Below are 13,955 nucleotides of genomic sequence, written 5' to 3' on the forward strand. Positions count from 1 at the left end.
TAGCCGGGAAGCCCGCTCGCCTCGTGCAGGTTGATTCGCCTGCGGTTCTGGAGCGTCGCGGCTGATGGCAGTAGGCGGACTCGGCCGCGGGGAGTGACCAGTCCGAGCGGGTCGAGGTAGTCGGGGCCTCGGCGGGCGCCCCAGTGCAAGCAGGCCGGTTGGCACTGGTCATGGCCTGGCAGGAGGTGGCCGATCACAGTGCCGCGCTGCACCCGTTGGCCTCGGACGACCGCAGGAGTGACGGGTTCGTAGGTCGTGCGTAGGCCGCCAGGGTGTTCGAGGGAGACCAGCGGCCTGTCCACGACTGTGCCTGCGAAGACCACGAATCCGTCGCCTGCTGCGCGCACGGTTTGGCCGGGTGTGCCGCCGAGGTCGACGCCGCGGTGGCCCGGTCCGTAGGGCGAAGCGGGGGCTATGTAGGGCCGTACTACGGGGTGCGGTGTGAGCGGCCAGCCGAATCGTGCCCGGGGAGCGACAGGCGCTGCCGCCTGGGCGGGCGCAGTCAGCAGCAACACCAGCATCAGGGCTGTGAGCTGCAGGGATGTGCGCATGGGTCCAGCCTGCCGGGGCTCCGGTGGGGGCGGGAGTGGCTGAATGAAAACTGTGGATAAGGGGGCTGCCTGTGGACAAGTCGCGCTTGAGGGGGTAGAGCGAGTAATGGGTTGTCGGACGGGCGGCGTACACTGCTCACGCGGCCCGTGGATTCACGGGGCGACTTCGCGTGCCAGTACGACCGGCCTTCAGCCGGTAACGACGTTCGCCGGTCCCATTGGGTTGGGTGCGGACGCCGGTACTGCCACCAGGGCGGCAGACCACCCGGTCAGTCGCGAAAACCGACCAGCGTGCCGGGCCACTCGGACCGGCATGCCCGAGCAGAAGAGGTGCGAATCCGGCCATGGCCGTCGTCACCATGAGGCAGTTGCTCGACTCCGGCGTGCACTTCGGGCACCAGACCCGCCGCTGGAACCCGAAGATGAAGCGCTTCATCTTCACCGAGCGCAACGGCATCTACATCATCGACCTGCAGCAGACGCTGACCTACATCGACCGCGCCTTCGAGTTCGTCAAGGAGACGGTCGCGCACGGTGGGTCCATCCTGTTCGTGGGTACCAAGAAGCAGGCGCAGGAGGCCATCGCCAACGAGGCCCTGCGCGTGGGCATGCCCTTCGTCAACCAGCGCTGGCTCGGCGGCATGCTGACCAACTTCTCCACCGTGCACAAGCGCCTGCAGCGGCTCAAGGAACTCGAGTCGATGGAGCAGACCGGCGGCTTCCAGGGGCTGACCAAGAAAGAGATCCTCATGCTCACGCGTGAGAAGGACAAGCTGGAGCGCACGCTCGGCGGTATCCGCGACATGTCCAAGGTGCCCAGCGCCGTCTGGATCGTGGACACCAAGAAGGAGCACATCGCCGTCGGCGAGGCCCGCAAGCTCAACATCCCGGTCGTGGCCATCCTGGACACCAACTGCGACCCGGACGAGGTCGACTACCCGATCCCGGGCAACGACGACGCCATTCGTTCGGCCGCGCTGCTGACCAAGGTCGTGGCCGAGGCCGCGGCTGCCGGCCTGATCGCCCGGTCCGGGCGCAACGGCTCGGCGGTCGAGGGTGAGGACAAGCCCGAGCCCGGTGCCGCCGAGGAGCCGTTGCCGGAGTGGGAGCGCGACCTGCTGGTCAGCGCCACCGCGGACGCCGGTGACGCGCCGGCTGCCAAGCCCGAAGCCTGATCCACCCCTTCACTCTGGTGCCCGCTCCTGCGAGAAGGGGCGGGCACCGCACCGAACAAGGACGGAAAAACGCACGATGGCGAACTACACCGCCGCGGACGTCGCGCGGCTGCGTAAGCTCACCGGCGCCGGAATGATGGACTGTAAGAAGGCCCTGGAGGAGTCGGACGGCGACTTCGACAAGGCTGTCGAGTTCCTGCGCATCAAGGGTGCGAAGGACGTCGGCAAGCGCGCCGAGCGCGCCACCGCGAACGGCCTGGTCGTCGCGGACGGCGGCGTGATGGTCGAGCTGCGCTGCGAGACCGACTTCGTCGCCAAGAACACCGAGTTCCAGGAGCTGGCTAACCGGATCCTGGCGGTCGCCAAGGCCACCAAGCCCGCCGACGTCGAGGTCCTCAAGACCGCCGACCTCGACGGCCAGTCGGTCGCCGACGCCGTGCAGGCGCTGTCGGCCAAGATCGGCGAGAAGCTGGAGCTGGCCAAGGTCGTCGTGCTCGACGGCCCGGTCGCGCTCTACCTGCACAAGCGTTCGGCCGACCTGCCGCCCGCCGTGGGTGTGCTGGTCGAGTACCAGGGTGAGAACGCCGAGGCCGCTCGCGGTGCCGCGATGCAGGTCGCCGCGCTGAAGGCCAAGTGGGTCACCCGTGACGAGGTCCCCGAGGACCTGGTCGCCAACGAGCGCCGGATCGCCGAGGAGACCGCTCGCGAGGAGGGCAAGCCGGAAGGCGCGCTGCCCAAGATCGTCGAGGGTCGCGTGAACGGCTTCTTCAAGGACGTCGTGCTGCTCGACCAGCCGTCGGTCACCGACTCCAAGAAGACCGTCAAGGCTCTGCTGGACGAGGCCGGTGTCACCGTGACCCGCTTCGCCCGCTTCGAGGTCGGCCAGGCCTGACCCAAGCAACTGGGCAAAACGAGCGATGACAGCATGGGCGGGGTCGTGGACGGCGTTTTTTCTCTCGTCCATGGCCCCGCCGTCGCATGCAACGCCGCAGGAGGAGATGTGACCGAACCCGCGAAACCGTTCCGCAGAGTGCTGCTCAAGCTCGGTGGTGAGATGTTCGGCGGTGGTGCCGTCGGTGTGGATCCCGATGTGGTGCAGACGGTCGCCCGGCAGATCGCCGAGGTGGTCCGGGCGGGCACCCAGGTCGCGATCGTGATCGGTGGCGGCAACTTCTTCCGGGGTGCCGAGCTGCAGCAGCGGGGCATGGACCGGGCGCGGGCCGACTACATGGCGATGCTGGGCACCGTGATGAACTGCCTGGCACTGCAGGACTTCCTCGAACAGGCCGAGGGCGTCGAGACGCGGGTGCAGACCGCGATCACGATGAGCCAGGTCGCCGAGGCCTACATCCCGCGCCGGGCGATCCGGCACCTGGAGAAGGGCCGTGTGGTGATCTTCGGCGGCGGTACGGGCATGCCGTACTTCTCCACCGACACCACGGCCGCACAGCGTGCGCTGGAGATCGGCTGCGAGGTCGTGCTGATGGCCAAGGCAGTCGACGGCGTCTACACCGCGGACCCGAAGAAAGACCCCAGCGCCAAGATGTTCGAGAGCATCACGCACCGCGAGGCGCTCGAGCGGGACCTGCGCGTGGCCGACACGACCGCGTTCAGCCTGTGCATGGACAACAACATGCCGATCGTCGTGTTCAACCTGCTGACCGAGGGCAACATCGCCCGTGCGGTGCGCGGTGAGAGGATCGGCACGCTGGTGAGCACACCTGGGAGTACGGTTCCGGTCTAGCCGGGGCCGGTTGGCAATTCTCAGTCCCATGAACGGCACGAGCAAGGAGCAGCCGTGATCGACGAGACACTCCTCGACGCCGAGGAGAAAATGGAAAAGGCGGTATCGGTCGCCAAGGAGGACCTCGCCGCGGTACGCACCGGCCGGGCCACCCCGACCATGTTCTCCCGCATCGTCGTCGACTACTACGGTTCACCGACGCCGTTGAACCAGCTCGCCGGGATCAACATCCCCGAGGCCAGGATGGCCGTCGTCAAGCCGTACGACGTCAGCCAGCTCGGGGCGATCGAGAAGGCGATCAGGGACTCCGACCTCGGTGTGAACCCGAGCAACGACGGCAGCATCATCCGCATCGTCATCCCGCAGCTCTCCGAGGAGCGCCGCCGGGAGATGGTGAAGGTGGCCAAGGGCAAGGGCGAGGACGCCAAGATCTCGATCCGCAACATCCGCCGCAAGGCCAACGAGGAGTTGCACCGCATCGCCAAGGACGGCGAGGCCGGTGAGGACGACGTGGCACGCGCCGAGAAGGAGTTGCAGCACGTCACCGACAAGTACGTCGCGCAGGTGGACGAGCTTGTGAAGCACAAAGAAGCAGAGCTTCTCGAGGTCTAGTTGTCAACCGACATGGGCAGCAACGCCGGCACCGAGACGGGCGAACCGGCCGGGGACAGCAACAAGTCCCGGGCCGGTCGTAACCTGCCCGCCGCGATCGGGGTCGGGCTGCTGCTCGGCGCCGCGGTCATCGTCTCCTTGGTGACCATCAAGGAGATCTTCATCGGCATCGTGGCGCTCGCCGTCGGTGTCGCCACAGTGGAACTCGTCGGTGCGCTCAAGCGGAGCTCCGGCATCCAGGTCGCGTTCTGGCCGGTGATCGTCGGCGGTCAGGCGATGGTGTGGCTGGCGTGGCCGTTCGAGCGCAACGGCGTGCTGTCCGCGTTCGTGGTCACGATCCTGGCGTGTCTGCTGTGGCGGTTCCGCGGCGGCGTCGAGAACTATCTGCGCGACATCTCCGCGTCCATCTTCACCGCCGCGTACGTGCCGATGTTCGCGTCGTTCGCGGCGATGCTGGTGGTGCCGGACGACGGTGTCGCGCGGGTGCTGTGCTTCCTGATCGCCGTTGTCGCGTCGGACACCGGTGGTTACGCCGCGGGCGTGCTGTTCGGCAAACACCCGATGGCGCCGACGATCAGCCCGAAGAAGTCCTGGGAGGGCTTCTCCGGCTCGATGGTCGCCGGCATCGTCGGCGGCTGGTTGTCGCTCACGCTGATGCTGGACGCGCAGTGGTGGCAGGGCGCGCTGTTCGGCGCCGCGATCGTGCTGACGGCAACGCTCGGCGACCTGGTCGAGTCGCTGATCAAGCGTGATCTCGGCATCAAGGACATGGGCAACCTGCTGCCGGGACACGGTGGCCTGATGGACCGGATGGACTCGCTGTTGCCGTCCGCGGTCGTGTCCTGGCTGCTGCTGCGGCTTTTCGTGCCCAGCTGACTCTCTTGTTCCGGGCCGGCGCAGGATCAAGCGTCAGTCGTCGTAGGGATCGTCTGCCACAGCGCCGAGTTCGTCTTCGGACGGGGCGTGTGGCGTCGATCTGTTGGACGAGTCGATCAAGGTGAACGCGGCGCCCGACGGGTCCTCCACTACCGACAGCCGGCCGAACGGGGAGTCGGCGGGTTCGGACAGCAGACGGCCACCGAGCCGCACTGCGAGCACGGTCGCCTCGTCGGTGCCCAGCATCGGGCCGACCTCGAAGTAGATCATCCAGTGTGGCCTGGTGCCGGCCGGGAAGTCGGCGCCGAACTGCATCCGCCCGGCGACCGGTTCCGCGGCGCCCAGGACCGACCAGGTGGTGTAGTCGAAGCCCTGGCCGTCGCCGATCTGCTCGAGCTGGTAGCCGAACAGGTCCACGAAGAACTTGTCGGCCAGGTCACCGTCCCAGGTGTTCAGTTCGGCCCAGCGGAACTCGCCTTTGGTCCCGGTGGCGAACGGCCACGGCGCGGCAGGCTGCCAGAAGCCGATGGTGGCGCCGGTCGGGTCGGCGGCGACCAGAAGGCTGCCCTGGCCGTCGAAATCCTGGGGCGGCATCACGATCTGCCCGCCTAACCGGACAATTCGCTCAGCGGTTCGCGTGCAGTCGGAAACCGCGAGGTAGAGCGTCCAGGCCGGGCTGTGTTCCAGAGCGGGAACCCGGTAGAAACCGGCGGCCGGCACATTGTCGGCCAGGGCCGTGAGATAGTCTCCTGTCCGATTTGCCTGATATTGCCAGCCGAACAGCCCGCCGTAGAAGTCCCTGCTGGTTTTGGGGTCAGTCGTGGCGAGATCGATCCAACAGGGTGTGCCGAACTGCATGGCGAACCTCCGGTGGGGGAAGGGCGCAACAAGCCCACTGGCGGACGATACGCCTGAACTGCGCCTTGTGGTTTGCTGATTTGGTGTCATTGACGTGGCTTCCTGGTCTCGTTTCCCGCGCGCGTGAGGCGCTGCTGTCCTCGGTACGTCCTGATGACGTTGTGCCGAGCCCGAATATCTGGCACTGGCCGGAGATCTACGAGACCGAGAACCGGGCTCAGGACGCCGACGGCGAGATCTGGCGAGTGCTTGCCGAGCGGTGTGACTGGACCGGTCGTGACGTGCTCGATCTTGGGTGTGGCGACGGTTTTCACCTGCCGCGGTTCGCCGAGACCGCGCGCAGTGTGGTCGGTGTCGAACCGCATCAGCCGTTGGTCCGCCGCGCGCGAGGGCGTGTGTCCGATCTGCCCGCGGTCGAGGTCGTCGGCGGTTCGGCGCAACAGATTCCGGTGGCGGACGCGAGCATTGATGTCGTGCATGCCCGCACGGCGTACTTCTTCGGCCCGGGATGTGAGCCAGGGCTTGAGGAAGTGGATCGTGTGCTGCGGCCAGGCGGAGTGCTCGCCATTGTGGATCTGGACGGCGGCACCCCGCCCTATGGCGGCTGGCTGCGGGCGGATCTGCCGAAGTACGACCCGGTCAAGATCGAGAAGTTCTTCGCCGAGGCCGGGTTCGATTCCCGGGCGGTGGCCACCAGGTGGCGGTTCGAGGATCGCGAGAGCCTGGAAGCCGTGCTGCGGATCGAGTTCTCCGCACCCGTCGCACGCCGGGCGGTGGCCGAGGTCACCGGTCTGAGCATCCCGGTCGGCTACCGGGTGCGCACCCGAAGTAAACCAACCGGTCTAGTCCATGGCGACCGGTAGTGTCAGGCCATGGCGATCAACGGGGACGTTCGATCCGTGTCCATCGCGACAACGCGCAAGCACCGCCCGGCGCGCGTTGTCGACCTGCTGCGTGCCCGTGTGACCGATGAGGAATCCAAGGCCGACGCGGTGCCAAGGCTGGAACGGCGGATCGCCGACCTGCTGGGCAAGGCGGACGCCGCGATGTTCCCGACCGGCACGATGGCGCAACAGGTCGCGATGCGCATCCACGCCGATCGCCGGGGCGTGCGGATGATCGCCTTCCACCCGCGGTGCCACATGGAGGTCTACGAGCACAAGGGCTACGAGATCGTGCACGGCCTGTCCAGCGTGCTGGTCGGCGAGCGGCATTCGTTGATCACGCTGGCGGATCTCGAAGCGATCAACCAGCCGATCGCCGCGTTGCTGCTGGAGCTGCCGCAGCGGGAGATCGGCGGCTTGCTCCCAGCCTGGGAAGAGCTGGTGGCACAGGTCGACTGGACCAGGGAACACGGCGTCGCGTCCCATATGGACGGAGCCAGGCTCTGGGAGGCCCAGCCGTACTACGGCCGGTCGCACGCGGAGATCGCCGCGTTGTTCGACACCGTGTACGTATCGCTCTACAAAGGACTACTGGGCATCTCGGGCGCATTGCTGGCCGGGGACAAGGACTTCGTCGAGCACGCCAGGATCTGGCGCAACCGGCTCGGCGGGAACACCGCGGCGTCGTGGCCGATGGCGATCGCCGGTGAACGCGGCCTGGACGACCTGCTCCCGCGAATGCCGGAATTCCTGTCCCGGGCCCAGACACTGGCCGGTGTGCTCAACGCGATCCCCGGCGTGCAGGTGGTTCCGGACCCGCCGCAGACCCCGCTGTTCCACGTTCACCTTGCCGCGCAACCCGATCGCGTCATGCAGCACGCGAAGCTGCTGTCCGAGCGGACCGGATTGCGCGTGTTCGGCCAGGTACAGCGGTCGGACAACCCGTTGAGCTGCAAGTTCGAGATCACAGTCACCGAACAGCTCGACGACGTCACCGACGCCGAGGTACGCGATTTCGTCGGCGAACTCATGCTTGCCGCCGGGTAGCCGCATTACTCGGCTGAGCCGAGGATTGCGTAGATCGCGCGCCTCGTCTCGTTGAGGGTTTCGATCGCGCGGGTTTTCTGGGTGGTTGTGCCTGCCTGGGACACCTGGGCGGCTGCTGACATGAGTTGGCGGACTGCTGTGCGCAGTTCGACTTCCTGGGGGTCGACCTGGCCGGCGACCTCTTCCCAGGGTGGGGTTTCCTGCTTGGCTGCCTCGGCTGTGCCGTCCTCGGTCAGGGTGTAGGCGCGCTTGTTGCCTGCGCCGCCCTCTGAGGTGACGAGGCCTTCGTCGGTCAGCAGTTGCAGGGTCGGGTAGATCGAGCCGGGGCTCGGCCGCCAGAATCCGCCGGTGCGCTCGTTGAGCTCCTGGATGATCTCGTAGCCGTGCATCGGGCGCTCCGCCAGCAGGGCGAGGATCGCCGCGCGCACGTCGCCCCGGCCGCGCCGGTGGCCACGTCCTGGTCCGCGGCCGCGTCCCATCTCACGCCTGGGCCAGCCGTCTTCGAAGCCGGGTGGGAAGCCGCCTCGGCGAGCTCGTCCCCGGCGTGGGTCAAATGATCGTTCTGATGTGCGGTACATCGTCTGCTCCTTCGTCAATGCTCGGAGGCCTGCCCTCCGATACGTTGACGATATATCGGAACGTATCGCGATGCAACGTCTCCTGCTGAGAGGTCTCTCAGCTACGGGGGAGCGTGAGCGTGACGTCGAGCCCTCCTTCTGGGCGTGGCACAGCAGTGACGTCACCGTTGTGAGCACGGCTGATAGCCCGGGCGATGGACAGCCCGAGCCCGAATCCCCGCTCGCCCGCGGTGCGTTCCCGTTCGAGCCGGCGGAACGGCTGGAACAGCACTTCGACTTCGTACGGCCGAACGGCCGGCCCTGTATTGCTGACTGTGACCCGGCTTTCCCCGTTCGACGACGAGGTGCTCACGGCGAGCCAGCCACCTGGGTGGTTGTGCCGGATGGCGTTCTCCACCAGGTTCTGTGTCAGGCGCTCCAGCAGGACGGCGTCGCCTGCGGCAGGAGCGGCCGACAGCGTCGCGGGCTTGATGGTGATGTCGGCGTCCGCCGCGGTCACGGACAGCTGGTGCAGCACATGATCGGCGACATCGGCCAGGTCGAGCGGGCTGACGTCGGCCAGTTCGTTCTGGCTGTCGGCGAGGGTGAGCAGGCCGTCGATCAGCCGCTCGTGCCGCGCGTTGATCTCCAGCAGGGACTCGCCGAGCTGTTTGGCGTCCTGGGACGTGCCGGGCCTGGTCACAGTGATCTCGATCAACGCGCGTTTCACCGCCAGCGGTGTGCGCATCTCGTGCGAGGCGTTGGCGATGAACCGGGTCTGCCCGTCGAACGACCGGTCCAGGCGTTCGAGCATCGCGTTGAAGGTCTGTGCCAGCTCGGTGACCTCGTCGCGCGGGCCGGTGTGGGTGATGCGTTCGTGCAGGCCACGGCTGGCGTCGGAGGAGGCGATCCGCTTGGCCGTCTCGGTGATCTTGTGCACGGGCTGCAGCACGCGCCTGGCCAGCAGCCAGCCGAGCGCGGCCGCGACCAGGCCGACGCAGACCAGCGCCACGCTGCCCTGGGTCAGCAGCGAGGAGAGGACCTCCTGGCGTTGCTGGTCCTGGGCGGCCCGGAACGTGTTGACCAGTTCCTCCAGCGAGATCTCCTTGCCGCCCTCCCCGAGCGGCAACGTGCCCAGCCGGGACAGCGCCACCCGCAGCGCGCCGGAGTCCACCGGCTGCGGTGCCGACCGCTCAAGGATCTGCCGGACCAGCAGGTACGTCAGGGCGAGCAGAATCGCACCCGCCAGAAAGAAAAGGACGCCGTACAACGCGGTCAAACGGCCGCGAATGGTCCAGTTACGAGGCAGCAGACGGTTCATCGGATCCGGTACCCCACGCCCGCGACCGTTTCCACGATCGGTGGATCACCCAGTTTCCGGCGGAGTTTCATCATGGTCACCCGGACGACGTTGGTGAACGGATCGATGTTCTCGTCCCACACCTTCTCCAGCAGATGCTCTGTGGACACGACCGCGCCGGATGCCCGGAGCAACTCGGTCAGCAAAGCGAATTCCTTGTTGGCCAGTGCGATTTGCACACCGTCCCGGCTGGCTTCCCGGCGCGCCGGGTCGATCCGCAGGCCGGCGCGTTCCAGGACTGGTGGCGCCGCGGGCATCGTGCGCCGCAGCAAAGCGTGCACCCGGGCGGACAGTTCGACGAACGCGAACGGCTTCGGCAGGTAGTCGTCCGCGCCAAGACCCAGTCCGGCAACTCGATCCCGCACACCTGAGGCCGCTGTCAGCATCAGGATCCGTGTCGCGGCACCGGTATTGATCACCGACCGGCATACCTCGTCGCCGTGCACCACCGGGATGTCCCGGTCCAGCACGAGCACGTCGTAGGAGTTGACCGCCAGCCGTTCCAACGCCACGTCGCCGCGATGGGCGACGTCGACGGCGAAGGCCTCCCGGCGCAGCCATTCGGCGATGGCGTCCGCGAGGATCGGCTCGTCCTCGACCACAAGTACTCGCATGGACACATCATCGGCGAAACCGGCATAACTTACGCGTTAACTGCGGGCCTGGTGGTTATGCGGAGGTTATCGGCGTCCTGCTCGACTGTTTCGCACAACGACAGGGAGACAGGAATGCGACGATTCATGACCGCATTGGCGCTGCTGCTCCTGCTCGGGGGATGCAGCAGCACGCCGGAGAACGACCAAGGCGTCGCCTCGGCGAACGGCAACAGTTCGACGGCGCCGACGACAAGCGCGACCGAACAGGCCGGCACCGAAGAGCAGATGCAGAAGTTCGCGCAGTGCATGCGTGACAACGGCGTGGACATGCCAGACCCAGAGCCAGGCGGCGGGATGGGTGGCGGTGGCGGGAACATCGACCGCGACAGCCCGGCCTTCCAGAAGGCGATGGACGCCTGCCGGTCGATGCTGCCCGGCGGCGGCGATCTGTCCAAACTCGACCCGAAATTGATCGACCAGCTCCGGGCGCTGACCCAGTGCCTGCGGGACAACGGCCTCGAAGTGCCTGACCCGGATCCGAACAGCCCGACGCTGGGCCTTGGCGCGATGCAGAACATCGATCGCAACAGCCCGGCGTTCAAGAAGGCGATGCAAGCATGCCAGGACAAGGTTCCCGGACGGTTGGGCGGATGACCCGGCGACGCGGTGCGGCTCGGATGGCGATCGGCGTTGGTGCCGCCGTTGTGGTGGTCGGCGCTGGGGGTGTGGCGGCGTTCGGCTTCGGCGGGACGGATCCGGCGCCGCCACCGGCCTCGGGGCTGCCGCCCGGCACGACGAAGGTCACCTCCAGCACGCTGACCAGCACTGAGAAGGTCTCCGGCACCCTGGGTTACGGTACGGCGAATCCGCTGATCAGGTCCGGTCCCGGCACGGTCACATGGCTGCCCGCAGCCGGTGACGTGATCGCCCGCGGCAAGACGGTGTACTCGGTGGACGATCTCGCGGTGCCGGCGATCTACGGCACGATCCCGCCGTATCGCACCCTGAAATCCGGTGTCGGGGGCAACGACGTCAAACAACTCGAAGAGAACCTGCAAGCCCTGGGATACAAGGGTTTCACGGTCGACAACGAGTACACGTCAGCCACAGCGACCGCAGTAGAACAATGGCAGGAGGACCTCGGCCGGGAGGAAACCGGGTCCGTGCAGACCGCGGATATCGTGGTCATCCCTGGCGAGGTCCGTGTCGCGGAGCTCAAGGCGCAGACCGGCGGCCCGGCCAACGGCCAGATGCTCACCTACACCGGCACGACCAGGACCGTTACGGTCAACCTGGATGTCTCCAAGCAACACCTTGTCAGCCAAGGAATCGCGGCAACGGTGACGCTGCCGGACGGCAAGACCGTTCCCGGGAACGTGACGTCAGTGGGCAACGTCGCGACCGCGAAGCCGGCGCAGCAAGGCAGCACTTCGAGCACAAGCACCATCGAAGTCGTTGTGGCGCTGACAGATCAGGCCGCAGCGGGCAAACTCGACGCGGCCCCAGTGGATGTCACATTGGTCTCGGAGAAGCGGGAGAACGTCCTCGTGGTCCCGGTCGGCGCGCTCGTCGCGTTGGCCGAAGGCGGCTACGGCGTGCAGGTCGTCGATGGGACGAGTACCAAGTACGTCGCCGTGAAGACCGGCATGTTCGCCGGCGGCAAGGTGGAGGTCAGCGGGCCGGGGATCGCGGCGGGAACCGTTGTGGGGGTGCCGAAGTGACTCCGGTGGTCGAACTCCGGGGTGTCAGCCGCGTCTATCCCGGTGGGGTGTCGGCGTTGCTCGATGTGACCGTGTCGATCGGCCGCGGCGAGCTGGTGGGGATCGTGGGCCCGTCCGGTTCGGGCAAGTCGACCATGCTGAACATGATCGGCACGCTGGACCGGCCGAGCTCCGGCAGCGTGCACGTCGAGGAGTACGACGTGCACGCCCTGCCCGACCGGGAACTCTCGGCCTTGCGGGCCCGTGTGCTCGGATTCGTGTTCCAGCAGTTCCATCTGGCCGCTGGTGTGTCTGCTATGGACAATGTGGCGGACGGATTGCTCTACACCGGAGCGAATCTGCGCAACCGGCGGCGCAAGGCAGCCGAGGCGCTGGCCGGAGTCGGCCTCGAACACCGGCTTGATCACCAGCCGCACGAGATGTCCGGTGGTGAACGGCAACGGGTCGCGATCGCTCGCGCCGTGGTCGGTGAACCGGCGTTGTTGCTGGCAGACGAGCCGACAGGCAACCTCGACACCCAGTCGGGCGCCGGTGTGATCACGCTGTTGCGGGAGCTGAACGCGGCCGGGACGACAGTCGTGATCATCACGCATGACCGGGACATCGCGGCGAGCCTGCCGCGTCAGGTCGACATGCGGGACGGCCGGATCGTGGGTGACCATGGCTGACCGGTCGAGACTCAGGCCCGCGCGGCTCAGCACGCGCGATGTCATCCGTGTCGGTGGCGCTGGGTTACGGGCCCGGCCACTGAGGGTGTTCCTGTCCGCGCTGGGGATCGCGATCGGTATCGCCGCGATGATCGCGGTGGTCGGGATCTCCACGTCCAGCCGGGAGAACCTGGACCGGCAACTGGCCGCGCTCGGCACCAACCTGCTCACCGTCGGCCCAGGTCAGTCGCTGTTCGGCGAGCAGAGCCACCTGCCCGACGAGGCGATCGGGATGATCGACCGGATCGCCCCGGTCGAGTCCACGTCCGCGACCGGCAAGGTCGTCGGTGCGAAGGTGTACCGCAACGACCGGATTCCCGACACCCAGTCCGGCGGGATCGCGGTGCTGGCAGCCAGATCGGACCTGCCGGGCACGGTCGGCGCCACGATCGCCAGCGGCGCGTTCCTCAACGACGCCAGCGCCCAGTACCCGGCGGTCGTTCTCGGCCAGAAGGCGGCCGAGCGGCTGGGCGTCGGCACAGCCGGTGAAGAACAACGGGTCTACCTGAGAGGCCAGTGGTTCACGGTGGTCGGCGTGCTCAATGTCGTACCACTGGCACCAGAACTGGACAGCGCGGCCCTGATCGGCTGGCCGGTTGCCAAGCAGTCACTGGAGTTCGACGGCTATGCCACAACCGTCTACACGCGAGCCCGTGAGGACTCGGTGGAATCGGTGCAGGCCGTGCTGGCGGCCACCGCGAACCCGGAGAACCCCAACGAAGTCTCGGTGTCCCGGCCGTCGGACGCATTGGCCGCCAAGCAAGCGACCGACCAGACTCTCAACGGTCTTCTCCTGGGGCTTGGTGCGGTGGCGTTGCTGGTCGGGGGCGTCGGCGTGGCCAACACGATGGTCATCTCGGTATTGGAACGCCGGGCGGAGATCGGTTTGCGACGGTCACTCGGTGCGACCCGAGGACAGGTCCGGATCCAGTTCCTCGCCGAATCACTGTTGTTGTCCGCATTGGGCGGCCTTGGCGGCGTCTTGCTCGGCGTTGTGGTGACGGCTTCCTATGCGGCGTACCAGGATTGGCCGTCCGTCGTGCCCGCATGGGCATCTGCGGGCGGGGTGGGCGCCACGATGCTCATCGGCGTGATCGCCGGCCTGTACCCGGCCATCCGGGCGAGCAGGCTGTCCCCGACCGAGGCGTTGGCGACGCCTTGATTGTCGCGCCCCGTGAGCATTTGGGGGGTTCACGGGGCGCGACCCCAATCGGGGCAAGCCTGCCGACACGACACTTCCGTAGCTACCGGCGGCACGTTCGATTTG

Annotated in this window: 15 protein-coding genes and 1 pseudogene; 11 read left to right on the plus strand and 5 right to left on the minus strand. The window is 67.2% G+C overall.

What is annotated here, in order from left to right; all coding sequences use genetic code 11:
* Positions 1-119 precede the first annotated feature (119 nt).
* Positions 120-551: pseudogene (locus JOF56_RS20910) on the minus strand (peptidoglycan DD-metalloendopeptidase family protein); the annotation flags it as partial.
* A gap of 344 nt (positions 552-895) precedes the next feature.
* Here JOF56_RS20910 and rpsB point away from each other — a divergent pair.
* The 5 genes from rpsB (at position 896) to JOF56_RS20935 (ending at position 4,958) form a co-directional block, all read left to right on the plus strand.
* Positions 896-1,726, plus strand: a complete 831-nt coding sequence (rpsB, locus tag JOF56_RS20915; protein WP_209640747.1) for a 30S ribosomal protein S2 — start codon at positions 896-898, stop codon at positions 1,724-1,726.
* Positions 1,727-1,802: 76 nt separating this feature from the next.
* Positions 1,803-2,618: a translation elongation factor Ts gene (gene tsf / locus JOF56_RS20920; protein WP_209640748.1), complete on the plus strand. Its 816-nt coding sequence runs from the start codon at positions 1,803-1,805 to the stop codon at positions 2,616-2,618.
* 108 nt (positions 2,619-2,726) lie between these two features.
* Entirely contained in the window at positions 2,727-3,470 is a 744-nt protein-coding gene (pyrH, locus tag JOF56_RS20925; protein WP_209640750.1) for a UMP kinase, read from the plus strand.
* Positions 3,471-3,524: 54 nt separating this feature from the next.
* A complete protein-coding gene (gene frr / locus JOF56_RS20930) occupies positions 3,525-4,082 on the plus strand; it encodes a ribosome recycling factor (protein ID WP_209640752.1) in 558 nt (185 codons plus the stop codon).
* 12 nt (positions 4,083-4,094) lie between these two features.
* Positions 4,095-4,958, plus strand: coding sequence for a phosphatidate cytidylyltransferase (locus tag JOF56_RS20935; RefSeq protein ID WP_209648370.1), 864 nt, complete (start codon positions 4,095-4,097; stop codon positions 4,956-4,958).
* Positions 4,959-4,991: 33 nt separating this feature from the next.
* On the opposite strand, the gene JOF56_RS20940 is transcribed toward JOF56_RS20935, so the two are convergent.
* Positions 4,992-5,816, minus strand: coding sequence for a VOC family protein (locus tag JOF56_RS20940; RefSeq protein ID WP_209640755.1), 825 nt, complete (start codon positions 5,814-5,816; stop codon positions 4,992-4,994).
* A gap of 131 nt (positions 5,817-5,947) precedes the next feature.
* On the opposite strand from JOF56_RS20940, the gene JOF56_RS20945 reads away from it, so the two are divergent.
* Positions 5,948-6,679 carry a class I SAM-dependent methyltransferase gene (locus tag JOF56_RS20945; protein ID WP_209648371.1) on the plus strand — a complete coding sequence of 244 codons (732 nt, stop codon included), beginning with the start codon at positions 5,948-5,950 and terminating at the stop codon, positions 6,677-6,679.
* 9 nt (positions 6,680-6,688) lie between these two features.
* Complete coding sequence (locus JOF56_RS20950) at positions 6,689-7,747, plus strand: threonine aldolase family protein (RefSeq protein WP_209640758.1); 1,059 nt, start codon at positions 6,689-6,691, stop codon at positions 7,745-7,747.
* A 5-nt stretch (positions 7,748-7,752) separates the two neighbouring features.
* Here the strand turns inward: JOF56_RS20950 and JOF56_RS20955 are convergent, their stop codons facing one another.
* The 3 genes from JOF56_RS20955 to JOF56_RS20965 all read right to left on the minus strand — a co-directional run bounded on the left by JOF56_RS20955 (position 7,753) and on the right by JOF56_RS20965 (position 10,278).
* Positions 7,753-8,325 (minus strand): PadR family transcriptional regulator, encoded by a 573-nt coding sequence (locus tag JOF56_RS20955; protein ID WP_209640759.1) that lies wholly within the window; start codon positions 8,323-8,325, stop codon positions 7,753-7,755.
* A gap of 97 nt (positions 8,326-8,422) precedes the next feature.
* Positions 8,423-9,625 carry a sensor histidine kinase gene (locus tag JOF56_RS20960; RefSeq protein WP_245378327.1) on the minus strand — a complete coding sequence of 401 codons (1,203 nt, stop codon included), beginning with the start codon at positions 9,623-9,625 and terminating at the stop codon, positions 8,423-8,425.
* Positions 9,622-10,278 carry a response regulator transcription factor gene (locus tag JOF56_RS20965; protein WP_209640760.1) on the minus strand — a complete coding sequence of 219 codons (657 nt, stop codon included), beginning with the start codon at positions 10,276-10,278 and terminating at the stop codon, positions 9,622-9,624. Before JOF56_RS20965 ends, JOF56_RS20960 begins: the two co-directional genes overlap by 4 nt.
* 114 nt (positions 10,279-10,392) lie before the next feature.
* Between JOF56_RS20965 and JOF56_RS20970 the strand changes: the two genes are divergently transcribed.
* From JOF56_RS20970 to JOF56_RS20980, 4 genes are read left to right on the plus strand one after another with little or no spacing between them, the layout of a single operon-like run.
* Complete coding sequence (locus JOF56_RS20970) at positions 10,393-10,914, plus strand: hypothetical protein (RefSeq protein ID WP_209640761.1); 522 nt, start codon at positions 10,393-10,395, stop codon at positions 10,912-10,914.
* A complete protein-coding gene (locus JOF56_RS58080) occupies positions 10,911-11,981 on the plus strand; it encodes a peptidoglycan-binding protein (protein ID WP_245378328.1) in 1,071 nt (356 codons plus the stop codon). Before JOF56_RS20970 ends, JOF56_RS58080 begins: the two co-directional genes overlap by 4 nt.
* Positions 11,978-12,649, plus strand: a complete 672-nt coding sequence (locus tag JOF56_RS58085; RefSeq protein WP_307855180.1) for an ABC transporter ATP-binding protein — start codon at positions 11,978-11,980, stop codon at positions 12,647-12,649. The genes JOF56_RS58080 and JOF56_RS58085 overlap by 4 nt, the downstream gene beginning before the upstream one ends.
* On the plus strand, positions 12,642-13,850 hold the full coding sequence (locus JOF56_RS20980; RefSeq protein WP_245378329.1) for an ABC transporter permease: 1,209 nt from the start codon (positions 12,642-12,644) through the stop codon (positions 13,848-13,850). Before JOF56_RS58085 ends, JOF56_RS20980 begins: the two co-directional genes overlap by 8 nt.
* Positions 13,851-13,955 lie beyond the last annotated feature (105 nt).

It is taken from the genome of Kibdelosporangium banguiense, assembly GCF_017876405.1.
In the GTDB taxonomy this organism is placed as follows: Bacteria; Actinomycetota; Actinomycetes; order Mycobacteriales; family Pseudonocardiaceae; genus Kibdelosporangium; species Kibdelosporangium banguiense.